Below are 17,177 nucleotides of genomic sequence, written 5' to 3' on the forward strand. Positions count from 1 at the left end.
CGGGACGCCCGTCAGCGCTGCCGCACGGCCCGCTTCGTCAGCAGCGCGGACTCCGCCGGCGCGGGACGCGGGTCGATCCGGCCCTCGACGAAGATCGCGTGCCAGACGCAGAACACCAGCACGGTCCACACCTTGCGCGAGTTGTCGGCGTCACCGGCCCGGTGCGCCTGCAGCAGCCGGTCGACGTACTGCAGGTCGAGCAGGCCGTCGGCCTTCGAGTCGGCCAGGATCCCGCGCGCCCAGTCGTACATCAGCCCCTTGAGCCAGACCCGGGTCGGCACCGGGAACCCGAGCTTCGGCCGGTTGACGATCTGCGGCGGCACGACCTGCTCGAGCGCTTGGCGCAGCGCGTACTTCCGGACACCCTTGCTGGTGACCTTCAGCTCCGGCGGGATCTTGCGCGCCACGTCGAACACGCCGACGTCGAGGAACGGCACCCGGCCCTCGAGCGAGTGCGCCATCGTCATCCGGTCGGCCTTCACCAGGATGTCGCCGCGCAGCCAGGTGTAGAGGTCGATGTACTGCATCTGGGTGATGTCGTCGAGGTAAGCGGCATCCCGGTAGTGCTGCTCGGTCACGTCCGTGTACTGGACGGAGGGATCGTACTCGCGCATGAGCTTCGACTTCTCGGGCTCGGTGAAGATCCGCGCGTTGCCGTAGTAGCGCTCCTGCAGCGGCGTCGTGCCGCGCTCGAGGAAGCTCTTGCCCTTCACACCCTCCGGGATCACCTTGCTGACTGCCCGCAGGCCCTTCTGCAGCGGGTCGGGCAGCGACGTGATCGGCTTCAGCGACAGGGGCTCGCGGTAGATGCCGTACCCGCCGAAGAACTCGTCCGCACCCTCGCCCGAGAGCACTGCGGTGACCTGTTCGGCCGCCTTCTTGGCGACGAAGTACAGCGGCACCAGCGCGGGGTCGGCCACCGGGTCGTCGAGGTGCCAGACGATCCGCGGCAGCGACTCCATCATGTCGTTCGCGGTGATCAGCGCCGGGAAGTTCTGCACGCCGAGCCATTTGGCCGACTGCTCCGCGACCGTGATCTCGGAGTACCCGTCCACCTCGTACCCGGCGGTGAACGTCTTGATGTCGGGCTTGTACTCGCGGGCCAGCGCCACGATCGCGGTCGAGTCGATGCCACTGGACAGGAACGCGCCGAGCGGCACCTCGCTCTGCAGGTGCAGTGCCACCGACTCGCGCAGCACGTCCCGGATCTCGCCGAACAACCGCTCGGGCGAGTCGGTCGGCGTCGGGCGGAAGTCGGGCTTGAAGTACCGATGGCGCACGACCTCCTGGCCGGGCTTCCAGGTCAGCGACTCCCCGCTGCCCAGCCGGTCGATGTCGACGTGCAAGGTGCCGGGCTCGGGCACGTACTGCAGCGTCAGGTAGTGCGAGAGCGCGGCCGGGTCGAGGCCGGCGTCACCGGAGCGGGCGGCGGCCGAGAACGGCAGCAGCGCCTTCTTCTCGCTGGCGACGAAGATGCCGGTCGAGGTGACCGTGTAGTGCAGCGGCTTGATGCCGAACTGGTCGCGGGCGGCGAACGCGGTGCGCTCGAACCGGTCCCAGATGATGAACGCGAACATCCCGCGCAGCCGGCTGACGAACTCCGGGCCCCAGTAGTGGTAGGCCGCGACGATCGCCTCGGTGTCACCCTCGGTGGCGAACGACGCGCCGACCTCGGCGAGCTGTTTGCGCAGGTCGAGGTAGTTGTAGATCTCGCCGTTGAACGTGATCACGTACCGGCCGTCGGCGTACTCCAGCGGCTGGTGGGAGTTCTCGACGTCGATGAACGCGAGCCGTTTGAAGCCCAGCACCACGTCGTTGCCGGAGACCCGGACCCCGGTCTCGTCGGGGCCGCGGTGGTGGATGCTCTCCAGTGCGCGGGCCAGGCCGTCGCGCTGGTGGGAGGCATCGCCGCAGGCGCTGACGTAGGTGAGCAGACCACACATGGCGACCATCATTCCATCGCCCGGCCAGGCCGAGACGGTGACGGTGGGACTAGCTGAATCCGCGCTGGTGAGCGGAGTAGCGTCCGGTTCCATGACCGAGGGCGAGATGGCTGAACTGGCCGAGACCGATCCGACGATCACGACGGCCAGCCACGACCTCCCGGTGCCGGAGCGGCTGGCCGAGTTCATGCGCACGGACTGGGCGCCGCCACCGGCCGAGGTCGTCCGGCGGGAGCCGTCGGCCGACTACACCGCCGTGCGCCGTGCGCGCCTGGCCGGGCGGTTCCCGGGCGAGACCCTGGTGATCCCGAGCGGCACCGCGAAGGTCCGCAGCAACGACTCCTCGTACGAGTTCCGGCCCGGCTCCGACGTGGCCTGGCTCACCACCTGTTACGAGCAGGACGCGGTCCTCGTCGCCGGTCCGGCCGGCGCGGCCCTCTACGTCCGGGTCCGCGCCTCCCGCGAGTCCGACGAGTTCTTCCGCAGCCGCGGCGGTGAGCTCTGGGTCGGTCCGCGGCGCTCCGCCGCGGAGTGGTCGGCCGCGCTCGGCCTCCCGTGCGTCTCCCTCGACGAGCTCCCGAAGGCGCTGGCTGAGCTCGATCCCTCGGCCACCCGTGTCCTGCGTTCTTACGACACGCACGTGGACGCCGCGGTGAAGGCGCCCGACGACGGCCTGCGAGACGGTCAGCTGGCCGCCGCCCTGGGCGAGTTGCGGCTGGTCAAGGACGCCTGGGAGATCACGCAGCTGCGCGAAGCCGTGGACGCGACCATCCGCGGTTTCGGCGACGTCGTGCGCGCGCTGCCGGCCGATCGCGAGTCGTCCGAACGGCTGGCCGACGGCGTGTTCGGGCTGCGTGCCCGGCACGACGGCAACACGGTCGGCTACGGCACGATCGCCGCCGCCGGTGCGCACGCCTGCACGCTGCACTGGTGGCGCAACGACGGCGTCTGCCGCCCCGGCGAACTGCTTCTGCTCGACGCCGGCGTGGAGAACACCCACCTCTACACCGCCGACATCACCCGCACGCTGCCGGTGAGCGGGCGCTTCTCTCCCGTGCAGCGCCGGGTCTACGAAACCGTGCTGGCCGCGCAGGAGGCCGGGATCGCGGTGATCCGGCCGGGCGTCGTCTGGCGCGACATCCACCGGGCGTGCATGACGGTGATCGCCGGTGCGCTGGCCGAGTGGGGCCTGCTGCCGGTGCCTGCGGCCGAGTCCCTGGACGACGAGGTGGGCCTGCACCGCCGCTGGACGCTGCACGCCTCCGGGCACATGCTCGGGCTCGACGTGCACGACTGCGCGAAGGCCCGGTCGGAGACCTATCTGGACGGGGTGCTGGAGGCCGGCCAGGTGCTCACGGTCGAGCCGGGCCTGTACTTCCAGCCCGACGATCTGACCGTACCGGCGGAGTTCCGCGGGATCGGCGTCCGGATCGAGGACGACGTGCTGGTGACCACGGACGGTGCGGAAGTACTCTCGGCGTCGCTTCCGCGCACCGCCGACGCGGTCGAGGCGTGGATGGCGGCCGAGCGGGCCGCAGGGGTACGTATCCCGGGCTAGTCGCCGGGGTAGTAGGTAGGGATCGGGTAAGCGTGGCGTCGGGTTCACCTGTGCGACACGCTTCGTAGGGACCATGGGTGCGTGGAAATGAAGTCCTGGCCGTTGACCGTGTTGTCCGTCCTGTCACTCGTCGTGATCGCCGGGGCGGTGGCCTGGGCCGAGGTGACACACGCGAAGCCGCACGTCGCCGCGGCCGCCGCGCCGACCGAGGGCAAGCCGGTGTTCACGGTGTGCGCGACCGGGAACTACGCGGCGTACGTCGAGCTGACCGAGACCAAGACGAAGTCGCCGACCGCGCAGCCCGGCAAGTGCGTGACCGAACCGGTGGAGAGCGCCGACGAGACCTACGAGATCAAGATCTACGGTCTGGACGGCGCGACGCCGTTCGAGGTCGGCGAGGACGAGGTCGAGGCCACCGGAAAGGTGACGGCCACCGGAACGGCCGACAACCCGGACGAAACCTCGGAGTGACGCGGTCGCGCCCACCGTTCGGAAATCTCCGCACGCTCACCAGCACTCTGCGTGCCGCTGCTCTTCGGCGGACCAGTCGACGTTCACACGCTGTTCCGAGGGCTCGTTCGGTCACGAGTAGGGGCCTTTCCGTGCTGACCCGGTAGCGGGTCGGGCACTCGGCGTGCTGGGCTGGCCCCGGCGGACCGACACCGGCGGCAGGGACGAGTGCGACGTGGAGATCAGCACGATCGTCATGGTGCATCGAGCGGCCGCGCAGGCCATCGGCACGACCTTCGCCGGCGTCCCGATGCCCGTCTGGTACGCCGCGGCCATCGCATTGGGGACGCTCTCCGGCCTCGGCCCGATGTGGGCCGCCCGCCGGGCCCGGCGCCGAGCCGGTGCGTACCCGATGGGGCCGCCCGGCCCCGGTTTCCCGCCGGGTGCGGTGCCGTACCCACCGATCTCGAAGCGGATCTTCCTGTCCTACCGCCGGGCCGACTCCCAAGACGTCGCCGGGCGGCTGTTCGAGGCGTTGTGGCCCCGCTTCGGCCCCCAGAACGTCTTCATCGACGTGGACTCGGTGCGCCCCGGCCGGGATTTCGTGGACGCAATGCTCGAGGCGGTCGAGTCCGTGGACGTCGTCATCGCCGTGATCGGCCGCTCGTGGCTCAGCAGCACCGACTCCGACGGGCGGCGGCGCCTCGACGATCCGCACGACAGCGTCCGCCTCGAGGTCGAGACCGCGCTGCGGCTCGGTAAGCAGGTCATTCCGGTGCTGGTGGGCGGCGCCGGGATGCCCCGGGCGGAGGAGTTACCCGCGGCGCTGGCGCCCCTGGCCCGGCGGAACGCGATCGGGTTGAGCCACACCACGTTCCGGGGCGACCTCGAGCGGCTTGTCGTCGCGATCGTGACGCCGTAGTACGCGACGGCGTAGATCTCTCACCGGAAGTTGGGTATGCCCATCACAGAGCGTGGACCACGTCCGGTAGGATACAAGACGGACGTACGGTTTTATGGGACGCGCCAGGTGGCTGCAGGTCAGGACGACCCGTAGGCAAGACTGGCAAGAAGAACCGACGAAGGAGTTGCGACGTGTCAGAGGGCTCCCCCCCGCGCATCGACAGTTTCGGGTCGGCCGGCTCGCTCACGGTCGGCGACGAGCAGTACGAGATCTTCCGGCTGACGGCCGTGGAGGGTCTCCAGGACCGGATCGCCCGTCTGCCGTATTCGCTGAAGGTCCTGCTGGAGAACCTGCTGCGGACCGAGGACGGCGCGAACGTCACCGCCGACCACATCCGCGCGCTCGCGAACTGGGATCCGCAGGCCGAGCCCGACACCGAGATCCAGTTCACGCCCGCCCGGGTCGTGATGCAGGACTTCACCGGCGTCCCGTGCGTGGTCGACCTGGCCACGATGCGCGAGGCGGTCGCCGAGCTGGGCGGTGACCCGGCCAAGATCAACCCGCTGGCACCGGCCGAGCTGGTCATCGACCACTCGGTGATCGCCGACGTCTTCGGCGCGCCGGACGCGTTCGCGCGCAACGTCGAGCTGGAGTACCAGCGCAACCTCGAGCGCTACCAGTTCCTCCGCTGGGGCCAGGGCGCGTTCAACGAGTTCAAGGTCGTCCCGCCGGGCACCGGCATCGTGCACCAGGTCAACATCGAGCACCTGGCTCGCACGGTGATGGTCCGCAACGGCGTCGCGTATCCCGACACCTGCGTCGGCACCGACTCGCACACCACGATGGTCAACGGGCTGGGCGTCCTGGGCTGGGGCGTCGGGGGCATCGAGGCCGAGGCCGCGATGCTCGGCCAGCCGGTGAGCATGCTGATCCCGCGGGTCGTCGGCTTCAAGCTCAACGGTTCGCTGCCCGAGGGCACGACCGCCACCGACCTGGTGCTGACGATCACCGAAATGCTGCGCAAGCACGGCGTCGTCGGCAAGTTCGTCGAGTTCTACGGCGCGGGCGTCACCGCCGTGCCGCTGGCCAACCGGGCCACGATCGGCAACATGAGCCCCGAGTTCGGCTCCACCGCCGCGATCTTCCCGATCGACGCCGAGACCGTGAACTACCTGCGGCTGACCGGCCGGCCCGAGCAGCAGCTCGCGCTGGTCGAGGCGTACGCGAAGGAACAGGGCATGTGGCACGACCCGTCGGTCGAGCCGGTGTTCTCCGAGTACCTCGAGCTCGACCTGTCGACGGTCGTGCCGTCGATCGCCGGGCCGAAGCGTCCGCAGGACCGGATCGTGCTGGCCGAGTCGAAGGCGCAGTGGCGGGGCGACATCCGCAACTACGTGGAGGACGACGACCAGTACTCCGCGCCCGAGGACGTCGCGGAAGGCCCAGCGGACGAGGCGTCGGCCGAGTCGTTCCCGGCGTCGGACTCCCCCGCCAACGGGCGGACCTCCGCGGCCGACCGGCCGCACCACACTGCTCCGGGCCGCGACGGCCGGCCGTCGAAGAAGACGCCGGTGACGCTGTCCGACGGCACTTCGTTCGAGCTGGACCACGGTGCGGTCACGATCGCCGCGATCACGTCCTGCACGAACACCTCGAACCCGTCGGTGATGATCGGCGCGGCGCTGCTGGCCAAGAACGCGGTCGAGCGTGGCCTGACCCGCAAGCCGTGGGTCAAGACGACGCTGGCCCCCGGCTCGAAGGTCGTCAGCGACTACTACGACCGCGCCGGGCTGACGCCGTACCTCGACAAGATCGGCTTCAACCTGGTCGGCTACGGGTGCACGACCTGCATCGGCAACTCAGGCCCCCTGCACGACGAGATCTCGGCCGCGATCAACGACGCCGACCTCGCGGTGGCCGCCGTGCTCTCCGGCAACCGGAACTTCGAGGGCCGGATCAACCCGGACGTGAAGATGAACTACCTGGCCTCGCCGCCGCTGGTCGTGGCGTACGCGCTGGCCGGGTCGATGGACATCGACATCACCACCGAGCCGCTCGGCACCGGATCGGACGGCGAGCCGGTCTACCTGAGCGACCTCTGGCCGTCGCCGCAGGAGGTCGAGGAGGTCATCGCCTCCGCGATCCACAGCGAGATGTTCTCCCGCGACTACGCGGACGTGTTCGCCGGCGACGAGCGCTGGCAGAACCTGCCGACGCCGACCGGGGACACGTTCGAGTGGGACGCCTCGTCCACCTACGTGCGGAAGCCCCCGTACTTCGAGGGCATGCCGCCGTCGCCGACCCCGGTGGTCGACATCGACGGCGCGCGGGTGCTGCTGAAGCTCGGCGACTCGGTGACGACCGACCACATCTCGCCCGCGGGCGCGATCAAGGCCGACTCACCGGCCGGGAAGTATCTGGTCGAGCACGGGGTCGAGCGGCGGGACTTCAACTCGTACGGCTCCCGCCGGGGCAACCACGAGGTGATGATCCGGGGCACGTTCGCGAACATCCGGCTGCGCAACCAGATCGCGCCGGGCACCGAGGGCGGGTTCACCCGCGACTTCACCGTCCCGGACGGACCGGTCACGACCGTGTACGACGCGGCCCAGAACTACGCCGCGGCGTCGACTCCGCTGGTCGTGCTGGCCGGCAAGGAGTACGGCTCGGGGTCGTCCCGCGACTGGGCGGCGAAGGGCACCGCGCTGCTCGGCGTCCGGACCGTGATCGCCGAGTCGTACGAGCGAATCCACCGGTCGAACCTGATCGGCATGGGCGTGCTGCCGCTGCAGTTCCCGGCCGGCGAGACGGCGGAGTCGCTGGGCCTGACCGGCGAGGAGACGTTCTCGGTCGCCGGCGTGACCGAGCTCAACGACGGGAAGACCCCGCGCACGGTGAAGGTGACCACCGACACCGGGGTGTCGTTCGACGCGGTGGTGCGGATCGACACGCCCGGCGAGGCCGACTATTACCGGCACGGCGGGATCATGCAGTACGTGCTCCGCAGCCTGCTGAACTGAGTAAGGGCGGTCCCCGCGGCGCACGCCGCGGGGACCGTTGGCATTGGAAACCAGACGTACGGATTGCACGATTGCACCGCGGCTGACACGATCGGTGACATGCCCAAGGTCAGCCAGCTGCACCTCGACGCCCGACGGCAGGAAATCCTCGCCGGTGCGCGGGCGTGCTTCGCCCGCCACGGCTACGAAGGCGCGACCGTACGCCGGCTGGAGGAAGAGACCGGGCTCTCCCGCGGAGCGATCTTCCACCACTTCCGCGACAAGGAGTCGCTGTTCCTCGCCGTCGCCGAGGACGACGCCGCCGAGATGGCCGCCGTCGTGGCCGAGCAGGGGCTCGTACAGGTGATGCGCAACCTCCTGGACGACGAGTTCAGCCCGGAGCAGGCCGGGTGGCTCGGTACACAACTCGAGGTGTCACGCCGCCTGCGCACCGACAGGGACTTCGCCGCCCGCTGGGCCGCCCGCTCCGAGGCGATCTCGCAGGCCACGCACGACCGGCTGACCCGCCAGCGCGAGGCGGGCGTCCTGCGCGAGGACGTCGACCTCGACACGCTCCAGCGCTTCCTCGAACTGGCCCTCGACGGCCTGGTGCTCCACCTGGCCATGGGCCGCCCCGCCGACAAACTCGGCACCGTCCTCGACCTGGTCGAGGAAGCCGTCCGGCGCCGTTAGCGCCTGGCCTGCAGCACGGTGATTCCGTCGAGTTCGATGTCGTCCTTGACCACGAAGCCGGCGTCGGTCAGTTCGGCGCGGACGTCGTCCGGGGTGACCGGCCAGGTGTAGAACTCGGTCTCTTCCTCGGAGAGCACCTCGCCCTCGGCGTCGAGCACCGTGTAGCGGTACTCCCACCACTGCCGCTGGCCGGCGGGCTCGCCCCGTACCGACCCGACGACCGTGTGCGTCCCGACCGCGACCCGGCCGAGCTCTCGCGGTTCCTGCACCACCGGCTCGGTGAGGTGCGGCTCGTCCAGCAGGAACACCCCTCCCGGCACCAGCGCGGCCCGCACCCGCTGCCAGATGTCCGACCGGTACGGCGGCGGGAACGCGGGGCTGGTGTCGAGACACACCGCCAGATCCGCGAACTCCGACACCTCGAACCGCTCCGCCGCCTCCGGCAGCACGGTCGTCCGGCGCCGAAGCTCCGGGTCGGCCGATAACCGCGCGTACAGGGCGGTCCGCATCCCCACCGACGGTTCCACCGCCACGACAGGCACTTCGGGCACTTCGGCCGCCAGCGCCGCGATCACCGATCCGGTGCCGGCGCCCAGGTCGAGAATGCCGTGCCGGATCTCGCCCCCGGCGGCCGCGAGCAGGGCGCGTGCCCTGGCCGCGGTGCGTTCGGCGTGCAGTAAGTCGTAGTACTGCGCCGCAGCCGCGTATCCGTCCACTGCTGTCCTCCCCGTCACAACCAGTCTGTGCGGACCTTAAGCGCAGCATGCGGCGCACCGGCAGACCCCGGGCCATTATTTGAGACAGAGATAGGGCTCGCCACCCCGCAATTCACCCTGAGTAACCGGGAGCGAGCGGGGATCCCCCTTGGAGCGGGACGGGTGCGCGGGCACCCTTCCGGTCAGGATGCAACCGGCACGCGCCGACAAAGCCTCCGTGACGACGTTCTCGAAGCCCCGCCGCCTCCGTACCTTCGGTGCCGCCCTCGCTCTGTCCGTACTCGGCGGCGTCGGCCTCGCGCCGGTGGCCGCCGCGGCCGCCGACCCGGTGACGGTGCCCGCACCCGCGCCGGTGAACACGCCGGCTGCGCCCTCGAACCTCCCGAGCGGCATCGAACCGCTGTCGCCCTACATCCCGCAGACCTCCTGCGAGTGGGTGGACAAGCCTGGCTCGATCGCGTTCGGCGCGCTGCTCAAGGCCACCTACCCCGGCACCTCGTACGGCGTCACCAGAGGCTGCACCGGCACGATGACCAGCGAGCACTACGACGGCCGGGCCGTCGACTGGATGAACTCGATCCGCAAGCCGGCTCAGGCCGCCCAGGCCACCGCGGTGCTCAACTGGCTGTTCGCGACCGACGCCGCCGGCAACAAGTACGCCAACGCGCGCCGGCTCGGCGTCATGTACATCATCTGGAACGGGAAGATCTGGGGCAGCTACAACCAGGCCTGGAAGCCGTACTCGACCTGCGCGTCGCACCCCGAGGCCGGCATGGACACCACCTGCCACCGCGACCACGTGCACTTCAGCCTGAGCTGGGCCGGCGCGATGAAGCGGACGTCGTTCTGGACCGGATCGGTGGCGGCCGTGGACTACGGGCCGTGCCGGGTCGCCGACCTGAACTACGCGGCGCCCTACCGGGGCGTCAACAAGACCAGGTGTGCGTCGTTCCCGGTCGTCACGGCTCCGACCGGCTCGAGCGCGGCCTACAGCAGCCTGGTGAAGTTCTCCGGCGCGCAGCTGCAGTCCGGCGCGAACGGCAACGCGGTGACCGCGCTGCAGCGAGGGCTGGGGCTCGGGACCAACGGTACGTTCGGGACGGACACCGCGTCCGCGATCGTCGCGTTCAAGGCCGCCCACGGCCTTCCGGCCACCGCCGTGGTGGACGCCACCACCTGGCGCGCGCTCCTGGTCGCCTACCAGCCCGGCAGCCCGGCCACCAGCGCGTCCAAGCCCGCCACGACGTCCAAGCCGACCACCACGACCGTGACCAAGCCGGTCGCGAAGCCGATCACGAAGCCGGCCGCGAAGCCGGTCAGCCCGCTGGCGCAGTACCGGGCTACCACGCTGAAGTACGGCTCGAAGGGCGCCGCGGTCACCGCCCTGCAGAAGCGGCTCGCGCTCCCGCAGGTGACCGGCCTGTTCGCGAGCAAGACCCAGGCCGCGGTCACGACGTTCCAGCGCTCGCACCACCTGACGGTCACCGGTGTCGTCGACCGGGCAACCTGGATCGCGCTCGGCGCCTGATCGATCACCCACCGTCACCCAACCCAAGAGGTTCCTAGGCATCACGCGGACGACCGGGGAATGCCCGGTCGTCCGCTATGCGTAGTTTGACGCTCTGCAGCGATAGGATGATCCGGTAATGTCCGTATTTACTGGTCAGGGCGTGAGTGAATTGGGCACTTTGTTACGACTGTGAGCCCGATTAGCGAGGTTCGTGGCACTTTTAGTCTTGCCCTCATGAGCCTCACCGAATTACGCACCGTCACCGACCAGGCCGGCGCCTCCAGGCCCGTCTTCGTCGACTCGACCGGACGCCGCGCCCGGTGGCTGCGGGTCCTGACCGTTCTCGCCTGTCTGGCGTTCGTCCTGTACCTGGGCGCGATGGCCACCGGCCTGTTCGGCTCGTCCGTGGACCTGTCGACCGCGATGCCGAGCGTCAGCGCGTCGGCGAGCGTCTCGGCCTCGGCCGGGTAGGCAACCGGCCCGGGGAGGCAGCGAGCCCCGAGAAGCAGCGGGCCCGGCGGTGCGCGTCGCTCGCCCGCCGGCTCCGGCCGGCCCGACCGAAGGACTGCGATGCCCCGGTCCGCGCCCCGCCCGCAGCAGCCCGACGAACACGCCCCCGCCGCGCGGGCTGACGGCGCGGCCGCGGCCGACCGCACGCAGTTCAGCGAGCCGAACGGGCCCGGCGGCAGTCCGAAGCCGCCTCCCGCGGCCTCGCGGCTGCTCGGCCGGCGGTGGACGCCGAGCCCGCACCAGCGGCAGCGTGGCGAACGGAAGGCCCGCGGACGCGTTCCGGTGGTCGTCGTCCTGCTGGTGTTCCTCTGCGCGGTGCTGTTCCTCAACGCGGTCGCGACCGCCTCCGTCGGTGCGTCGAGCACCGTCCACGAGGCCGGACCCGCCGACGAAGTCCCGGACCAGATCATCGACGGCGGGCCGGTGATCGACACGACCCAGGGCCGCACCACCTCGTCGTTCCGGATGCGGGCCAAGACGATCGCGCTGACGTTCGACGACGGCCCCGATCCGACCTGGACGCCGAAGATCCTCGACGTGCTGAAGAAGCACGACATCCACGGCACGTTCTTCATGGTCGGCGCCCGGATCACCGAGTCGCCGGAGATGGCCCGCCGGGTGCACGCCGAGGGCAACGAGATCGGCATCCACACGTTCACGCACTCCGACATGTCGACGGTTCCGGCCTGGGAGCGGCGCCTGCAGTACTCGGCCACCCAGATGACGGTGGTCGGCGCGACCGGCGACACCACGTCGCTGCTCCGCTTCCCGTACTCCTCCACGGCCGACGCGATCGACGACACGTACTGGCCGATCATCAAGGAGGGCGGAGCGCTCAACTACGTCACGGTCGTCGCCGACACCGACGGCGAGGACTGGGCGCGGCCGGGCGTCCGGCAGATCGTGAAGAACGCGACGCCGAAGAACGGCGCCGGGGCCGTCGTCCTCATGCACGACGCCGGCGGGAACCGGGCGCAGACGGTCGCCGCGCTCGACATCTACATCCCCGCGATGAAGAAGCTCGGCTACACCTTCACGACACTCAGCCGGGGGATCGACTTCGGGGACGGGAGCACCGCGACCGTCCACCGGGCCGCGACCGGCAGCGAGCTCTGGCGGGGACGCGCGGTCCTGTACGGCATCTGGCTGGCCCACCAGTTCGTGCTCTGGTGCGCCTACCTGCTGATCGTCGTCGGCGGCCTGACGATCGCCCGGCTGCTGCTGATGCTCGTGCTCACCGGACGGCACCTGGCGAAGCGGCGGCGGGAGCGCAAGCGGAACACCCGTCCGCCGGTGACGCTGCCGGTGACGGTCGTCGTCCCGGCCTACAACGAGAGCGCGGGCATCGTGGCCGCGGTCCGGTCGCTGGTCGCGAGCGACTACGTCGGCCGGGCCTCGGACGGCAGCCCGGTCCCGGTGGAGGTCGTGGTGGTCGACGACGGATCGACCGACGGGACGTCGGACCTGGTGGCCTCACTCGGGCTCGACCACGTCCGGGTGATCCGGGTGGCGAACGGTGGAAAGGCCCGTGCGCTCAACATCGGGACCGCGGCCGGCGACCGGCCGCTGGTGATCATGGTCGACGGCGACACGCTGTTCGAGCCGGGCTCCGTCGCCGCGCTGGTCCAGCCGTTCGCCGATCCGACCGTGGGCGCGGTGGCCGGCAACGTGAAGGTCGGCAACCGCGGGAGCCTGCTCGGCCGCTGGCAGCACATCGAGTACGTGACCGGGTTCGCGGTCGACCGGCGGGCCTACGAGATCATGCGGTGCATGCCGACCGTGCCCGGCGCGATCGGCGCGTTCCGGCGCGAGGCGCTCGACGAGGTCGGCGGCGTCAGCGACGACACACTCGCCGAGGACACCGACCTGACGATGGCGCTCAGCCGGGCCGACTGGCGGGTCGTGTACCAGGACACCGCACGGGCCTGGACCGAGACCCCGGCGACGATCGGCCAGCTCGCGACCCAGCGGTACCGGTGGACGTACGGGACGATGCAGGCGATGTGGAAGCACCGCGGCGCGTTCTTCGACCGCGGGGCGTCGGGCCGGTTCGGACGCGTCGGGCTGCCGTTCCTGGCGCTGTTCGGGGTCGTGCTGCCGCTGCTGGCGCCGCTGATCGACGTGTTCCTGATCTACGGGCTGCTCTACTACGACGCGGCCCTGACCGTCGCGGGGTGGGTCGGGATGCTCGCCGCCCAGCTGATCATCGCGGCGATCGCGTTCCGGCTCGATCGCGAACCGCTGCGGCCGCTCTGGGCGTTCCCGCTCCAGCAGATCGTGTACCGCCAGCTGATGTACGTGGTGCTCATCCAGTCGGTGGCGACCGCGCTGACCGGCGCCCGCCTCCGCTGGCAGAAGCTGCGCCGGACCGGCGAGGTCAGCACCGCGCCGCGTTAGACCCCGGCCGGTGCCAGACCGCGACGGGTGTCAGACCGCGGCGGGTGTCAGACCGCGGCGGGTGTCAGACCGCGGCCGGTGCGAACTGGGTGCGGTAGAGGTTCGCGTAGAGGCCGTCGGCGGCCAGCAGCGACTCGTGCGTGCCCCGCTCGACGATGCGGCCCTCCTCGACGACCAGGATGACGTCGGCGTTGCGGACCGTGGACAGGCGGTGGGCGATCACCAGCGCGGTCCGGCCGTCGAGGGCCTCGTCCAGCGCACGCTGGACGGCTAGCTCGGAGTCGGAGTCCAGGTGCGCGGTCGCCTCGTCCAGGATGACGACGCCCGGCGCCTTGAGCAGCAGCCGCGCGATCGCGAGCCGCTGCTTCTCGCCGCCGGAGAGCCGGTGCCCCCGCTCCCCCACCACCGTGTCGAGCCCGTCCGGCAGCGACCGGACCAGCGGCTCGATCCGCGCACGGGCCAGCGACGACCACATCTGCTCCTCGGTCGCGTCCGGCCGCACGAACAGCAGGTTGGCCCGGATCGTGTCGTGGAACAGGTGCGCCTCCTGCGTGACGACCCCGACCGCGTCCCGCAGCGACGCGAACGTGGCCTGCCGCACGTCGACACCGCCGACGAGCACGGCCCCGGCGTCCACGTCGTAGAGGCGGGGAACGAGCTGGGAGATCGTGGTCTTCCCGGCCCCGGAGGGGCCGACCAGCGCGACCAGCTGACCCGGGCGGGCCTCGAAGTCGATGCCGTGGAGCACCTCGGTGCGGGGCGCGGTGTCGAGAACCGCGACCTCCTCCAGCGAGGCGAGCGAGACCTCGTCGGCGGCCGGGTAGCTGAACGAGACGTTCCGGAACTCGACCGACTTCGCGGTCGCGGGGATGGTCTGTTCGCCGGGCGTGATCATCGGCTGGAGGTCCAGGACTTCGAAGACCCGGTCGAAGCTCACCAGCGCGCTCGCGACGTCGAGCTGGACGTTGGACAACGCGGTCAGCGGCCCGTAGAGGCGGGTGAGCAGCAGCGCCAGGCTCACGACCGTACCGGCGGACAGGCCGCCGGTCAGCGCGAGCCACCCGCCGACGCCGTAGACCAGCGCCGTCGCCAGCGCCGCGACCAGCGTCAGCGCGGCGAAGAACGCTCGCGAGTAGACGGCGCTCAGCACGCCGACGTCCCGGACCCGGGCCGCCCGTTTCGTGAACGCCGCTTCCTCCTCCTCGGGCCGGCCGAACAGCTTCACGAGCATCGCCCCGGCGACGTTGAAGCGCTCGGTCATCGTCGTGTTCATCGACGCGTTGAGCTCGGCGGCCTCGCGGGTGATCGACGCGAGGCGGCGGCCGACCCGGCGGGCCGGGAGCACGAAGATCGGCAGCAGCACCAGCGCGGCGACCGTGATCTGCCACGACAGCGTGAGCATGACCGCGAGCGTCAGGATCAGCGCGATGACGTTGGACACGACCCCCGACAGCGTGGACGTGAACGCGCGCTGGGCGCCGATCACGTCGTTGTTGAGGCGGCTGATCAGTGCGCCGGTCTGGGTGCGGCTGAAGAACGCGACCGGCATCCGCTGGACGTGCCCGAACACCCGGCTGCGCAGCGACAGGATGATGCCCTCGCCGATCCGGGACGAGAACCAGCGGCCGACCATCGAGAGGACGGTGTCGACCACGGCCAGCCCGGCGATCACCAGCGCCACCGTGACCACCGCACTCCGGGGGCCACCACGGGTGATCGCGTCGACGACCCGGCCGGCCAGCAGCGGCGTGACGACCGCGATGACCGACGACACGACGGTCGCGGTCAGGAACACCACGATGTCGCGCCGGTAGGGCTTCGCGAACGCGAAGATCCGCTTCCACGTCCCCGGCGGCAGCTTCCGCTGGTCGCCGGGTTCGCGGCGCAGCGACCGCATCATCTGCATCGCGGCCATGGGCTGGGTCATAGTGGGCACCTCCGTGGCGCTGCAACGCTGTAATCCTGCCCGCGGATTCCCGGCGCTGGCAGGATGGGATCCGTGCGCCTGGCGACCTGGAACGTGAACAGTGTGACCGCGCGGCTCCCCCGGCTGCTCGACTGGCTGGAGAACACCAAGCCGGACGTCGTCGCGCTGCAGGAGATCAAGACCACCACGGCGGCGTTCCCGGCGGACGCGGTCGCCGCACTCGGGTACGAGACCGCCGCGCACGGCGACGGGCGGTGGAACGGCGTCGCGCTGCTGTCGCGGGTGGGGCTGGAGAACGTCACCCGGGGGCTGGTCGACCAGCCCGGTTTCCCCGGACCGGAACCGCGCGCGGTCGGGGCGACCTGCGGCGGGGTGCGGATCTGGTCGGTGTACGTGCCGAACGGCCGGGAGCCCGACAACCCGCACTACGCGTACAAACTCGAGTGGCTGGCCGCCCTGCGCACGACGGTGCAGGCCGAGCTCGGATCGGGTCCGTTCGTCGTGACCGGCGACTTCAACGTCGCGCCGACCGACGACGACGTCTTCGACCCCGCCGCCTTCGTCGGCGCCACCCACGTCACGCCGGCCGAGCGGGAGGCGCTGGCCTCGCTCCGCGCGATCGGTCTGGTGGACGTGTTCCCGCGACCGCTGAAGTACGACTATCCGTTCACGTACTGGGACTACCGCGCCGGTGCGTTCCCCAACAACAAGGGCATGCGCATCGATCTCTTTTATGCGGACGCCGCCCTGGCCGCCACCGTGAGCGACGCCTACGTGGACCGGAACGCGCGGAAGGGCAAGGGACCGTCGGACCACGCGCCGGTGGTCGTGGATACCGCCGACTAGGCGTCGAGGGGTCAGGTGTCGCCGGCGGCGAGGGCGTGGCGAGGGGTCAGGTGTCGCCGGCGGCGGGCGATCAGGTGTCGCCGGCGGCGGGCGATCAGGTGTCGCCGGCGGCGGGCGATCAGGTGTCGCCGGCGGTGAGGCGGAGGAAGGCCTCACGTTCGGCGGTGAGCGGGTCGTGGTGCCGGACGGCGCTCATGAGCGCCTTGATCTCGGTCAGCGCGTCCCGGTCGGTGTGGCGCAGCGCCTCGGCCAGCGGCGCGGGATCGAGCTCGCCGAGCCCGACCACGGTGGTGGCCAGGCCGAGGCGTTCGGCTTCCGGGGCCCCGATCGGACGGCCGGTGAGCAGGAGTTCGGTCGCCCTCGCGGGGCCGACCAGATCGGTCAGTCGCTGGGTGGTGCCGAGCACCGGGACGAGCCCGTCGTGGACGGCAGTGAGCGCGAGTTCGGTGTCGGCGGCGAAGAGCCGGAGGTCGCCGATCAGCGCCAGTTCGGCGGCCAGCCCGGTGAGGGTGCCCCGGGCGGTGGTCACGACGATCAGATCGGCCCGCTGGAGACGGGCGACCGACTTCTGGTAGTCGACGAGCGTCTCGTCGGTGAGCGTTCTGAGGTCGGTCGTCCAGTTCGAAACCTCGACCACCAGTACCCTGACGTCGCCGGTGAGCTCGCGGCCGAGTTGCGCGAGCGTGTCGAACGATCGCATCGAGCCGATCGTTACCGTGAGCAC

At 70.7% G+C, this 17,177-nt stretch carries 13 protein-coding genes; 9 read left to right on the top strand and 4 right to left on the bottom strand.

Annotated elements, in window-relative coordinates:
- Nucleotides 1–11 precede the first annotated feature (11 nt).
- Complete coding sequence (gene asnB, locus ACIBZJ_RS13390; RefSeq protein ID WP_395928969.1) at nt 12–1,943, bottom strand: asparagine synthase (glutamine-hydrolyzing); 1,932 nt, start codon at nt 1,941–1,943, stop codon at nt 12–14.
- Between the two features lie 91 nt (nt 1,944–2,034).
- On the opposite strand from asnB, the gene ACIBZJ_RS13395 reads away from it, so the two are divergent.
- From ACIBZJ_RS13395 to ACIBZJ_RS13415, 5 genes are all read left to right on the top strand, one after another.
- Complete coding sequence (locus ACIBZJ_RS13395; RefSeq protein WP_395928971.1) at nt 2,035–3,501, top strand: aminopeptidase P family protein; 1,467 nt, start codon at nt 2,035–2,037, stop codon at nt 3,499–3,501.
- 81 nt (nt 3,502–3,582) lie between these two features.
- A complete protein-coding gene (locus ACIBZJ_RS13400; RefSeq protein WP_395928973.1) occupies nt 3,583–3,972 on the top strand; it encodes a hypothetical protein in 390 nt (129 codons plus the stop codon).
- Between the two features lie 214 nt (nt 3,973–4,186).
- Nucleotides 4,187–4,873 (top strand): toll/interleukin-1 receptor domain-containing protein, encoded by a 687-nt coding sequence (locus ACIBZJ_RS13405; protein ID WP_395928975.1) that lies wholly within the window; start codon nt 4,187–4,189, stop codon nt 4,871–4,873.
- Between the two features lie 197 nt (nt 4,874–5,070).
- Nucleotides 5,071–7,875, top strand: a complete 2,805-nt coding sequence (locus tag ACIBZJ_RS13410; protein WP_395929118.1) for an aconitate hydratase — start codon at nt 5,071–5,073, stop codon at nt 7,873–7,875.
- Between the two features lie 99 nt (nt 7,876–7,974).
- Nucleotides 7,975–8,547, top strand: coding sequence for a helix-turn-helix domain-containing protein (locus ACIBZJ_RS13415; protein ID WP_395928977.1), 573 nt, complete (start codon nt 7,975–7,977; stop codon nt 8,545–8,547).
- Here ACIBZJ_RS13415 and ACIBZJ_RS13420 read toward each other — a convergent pair.
- Complete coding sequence (locus tag ACIBZJ_RS13420) at nt 8,544–9,263, bottom strand: methyltransferase (RefSeq protein WP_395928979.1); 720 nt, start codon at nt 9,261–9,263, stop codon at nt 8,544–8,546. The genes ACIBZJ_RS13415 and ACIBZJ_RS13420 overlap by 4 nt on opposite strands.
- Before the next feature lie 217 nt (nt 9,264–9,480).
- On the opposite strand from ACIBZJ_RS13420, the gene ACIBZJ_RS13425 reads away from it, so the two are divergent.
- The 3 genes from ACIBZJ_RS13425 (at nt 9,481) to ACIBZJ_RS13435 (ending at nt 13,680) form a co-directional block, all read left to right on the top strand.
- Nucleotides 9,481–10,791, top strand: a complete 1,311-nt coding sequence (locus tag ACIBZJ_RS13425; RefSeq protein WP_395928981.1) for a peptidoglycan-binding protein — start codon at nt 9,481–9,483, stop codon at nt 10,789–10,791.
- A 216-nt stretch (nt 10,792–11,007) separates the two neighbouring features.
- A complete protein-coding gene (locus ACIBZJ_RS13430; RefSeq protein ID WP_395928983.1) occupies nt 11,008–11,244 on the top strand; it encodes a hypothetical protein in 237 nt (78 codons plus the stop codon).
- Nucleotides 11,245–11,343: 99 nt separating this feature from the next.
- Nucleotides 11,344–13,680 (top strand): bifunctional polysaccharide deacetylase/glycosyltransferase family 2 protein, encoded by a 2,337-nt coding sequence (locus ACIBZJ_RS13435; RefSeq protein WP_395928986.1) that lies wholly within the window; start codon nt 11,344–11,346, stop codon nt 13,678–13,680.
- A 64-nt stretch (nt 13,681–13,744) separates the two neighbouring features.
- On the opposite strand, the gene ACIBZJ_RS13440 is transcribed toward ACIBZJ_RS13435, so the two are convergent.
- Nucleotides 13,745–15,607 carry an ABC transporter ATP-binding protein gene (locus ACIBZJ_RS13440; protein WP_395928988.1) on the bottom strand — a complete coding sequence of 621 codons (1,863 nt, stop codon included), beginning with the start codon at nt 15,605–15,607 and terminating at the stop codon, nt 13,745–13,747.
- Between the two features lie 72 nt (nt 15,608–15,679).
- On the opposite strand from ACIBZJ_RS13440, the gene ACIBZJ_RS13445 reads away from it, so the two are divergent.
- Entirely contained in the window at nt 15,680–16,453 is a 774-nt protein-coding gene (locus tag ACIBZJ_RS13445; protein ID WP_395928991.1) for an exodeoxyribonuclease III, read from the top strand.
- 118 nt (nt 16,454–16,571) lie between these two features.
- On the opposite strand, the gene ACIBZJ_RS13450 is transcribed toward ACIBZJ_RS13445, so the two are convergent.
- A complete protein-coding gene (locus tag ACIBZJ_RS13450; RefSeq protein ID WP_395928994.1) occupies nt 16,572–17,153 on the bottom strand; it encodes an enoyl-CoA hydratase/isomerase family protein in 582 nt (193 codons plus the stop codon).
- Nucleotides 17,154–17,177 lie beyond the last annotated feature (24 nt).

This window comes from Cryptosporangium sp. NPDC051539, assembly GCF_044454545.1.
GTDB lineage: Bacteria > Actinomycetota > Actinomycetes > Mycobacteriales > Cryptosporangiaceae > Cryptosporangium.

Bases quoted from the DNA above. Each gene is read 5' to 3' on its own strand.
- asnB (WP_395928969.1), bottom strand. From the start codon at position 1,943: ATGTGTGGTCTGCTCACCTACGTCAGCGCCTGCGGCGATGCCTCCCAC.
- ACIBZJ_RS13395 (WP_395928971.1), top strand. From the start codon at position 2,035: ATGACCGAGGGCGAGATGGCTGAACTGGCCGAGACCGATCCGACGATC.
- ACIBZJ_RS13415 (WP_395928977.1), top strand. From the start codon at position 7,975: ATGCCCAAGGTCAGCCAGCTGCACCTCGACGCCCGACGGCAGGAAATC.
- ACIBZJ_RS13430 (WP_395928983.1), top strand. From the start codon at position 11,008: ATGAGCCTCACCGAATTACGCACCGTCACCGACCAGGCCGGCGCCTCC.
- ACIBZJ_RS13435 (WP_395928986.1), top strand. From the start codon at position 11,344: ATGCCCCGGTCCGCGCCCCGCCCGCAGCAGCCCGACGAACACGCCCCC.
- ACIBZJ_RS13440 (WP_395928988.1), bottom strand. From the start codon at position 15,607: ATGACCCAGCCCATGGCCGCGATGCAGATGATGCGGTCGCTGCGCCGC.
- ACIBZJ_RS13450 (WP_395928994.1), bottom strand. From the start codon at position 17,153: ATGCGATCGTTCGACACGCTCGCGCAACTCGGCCGCGAGCTCACCGGC.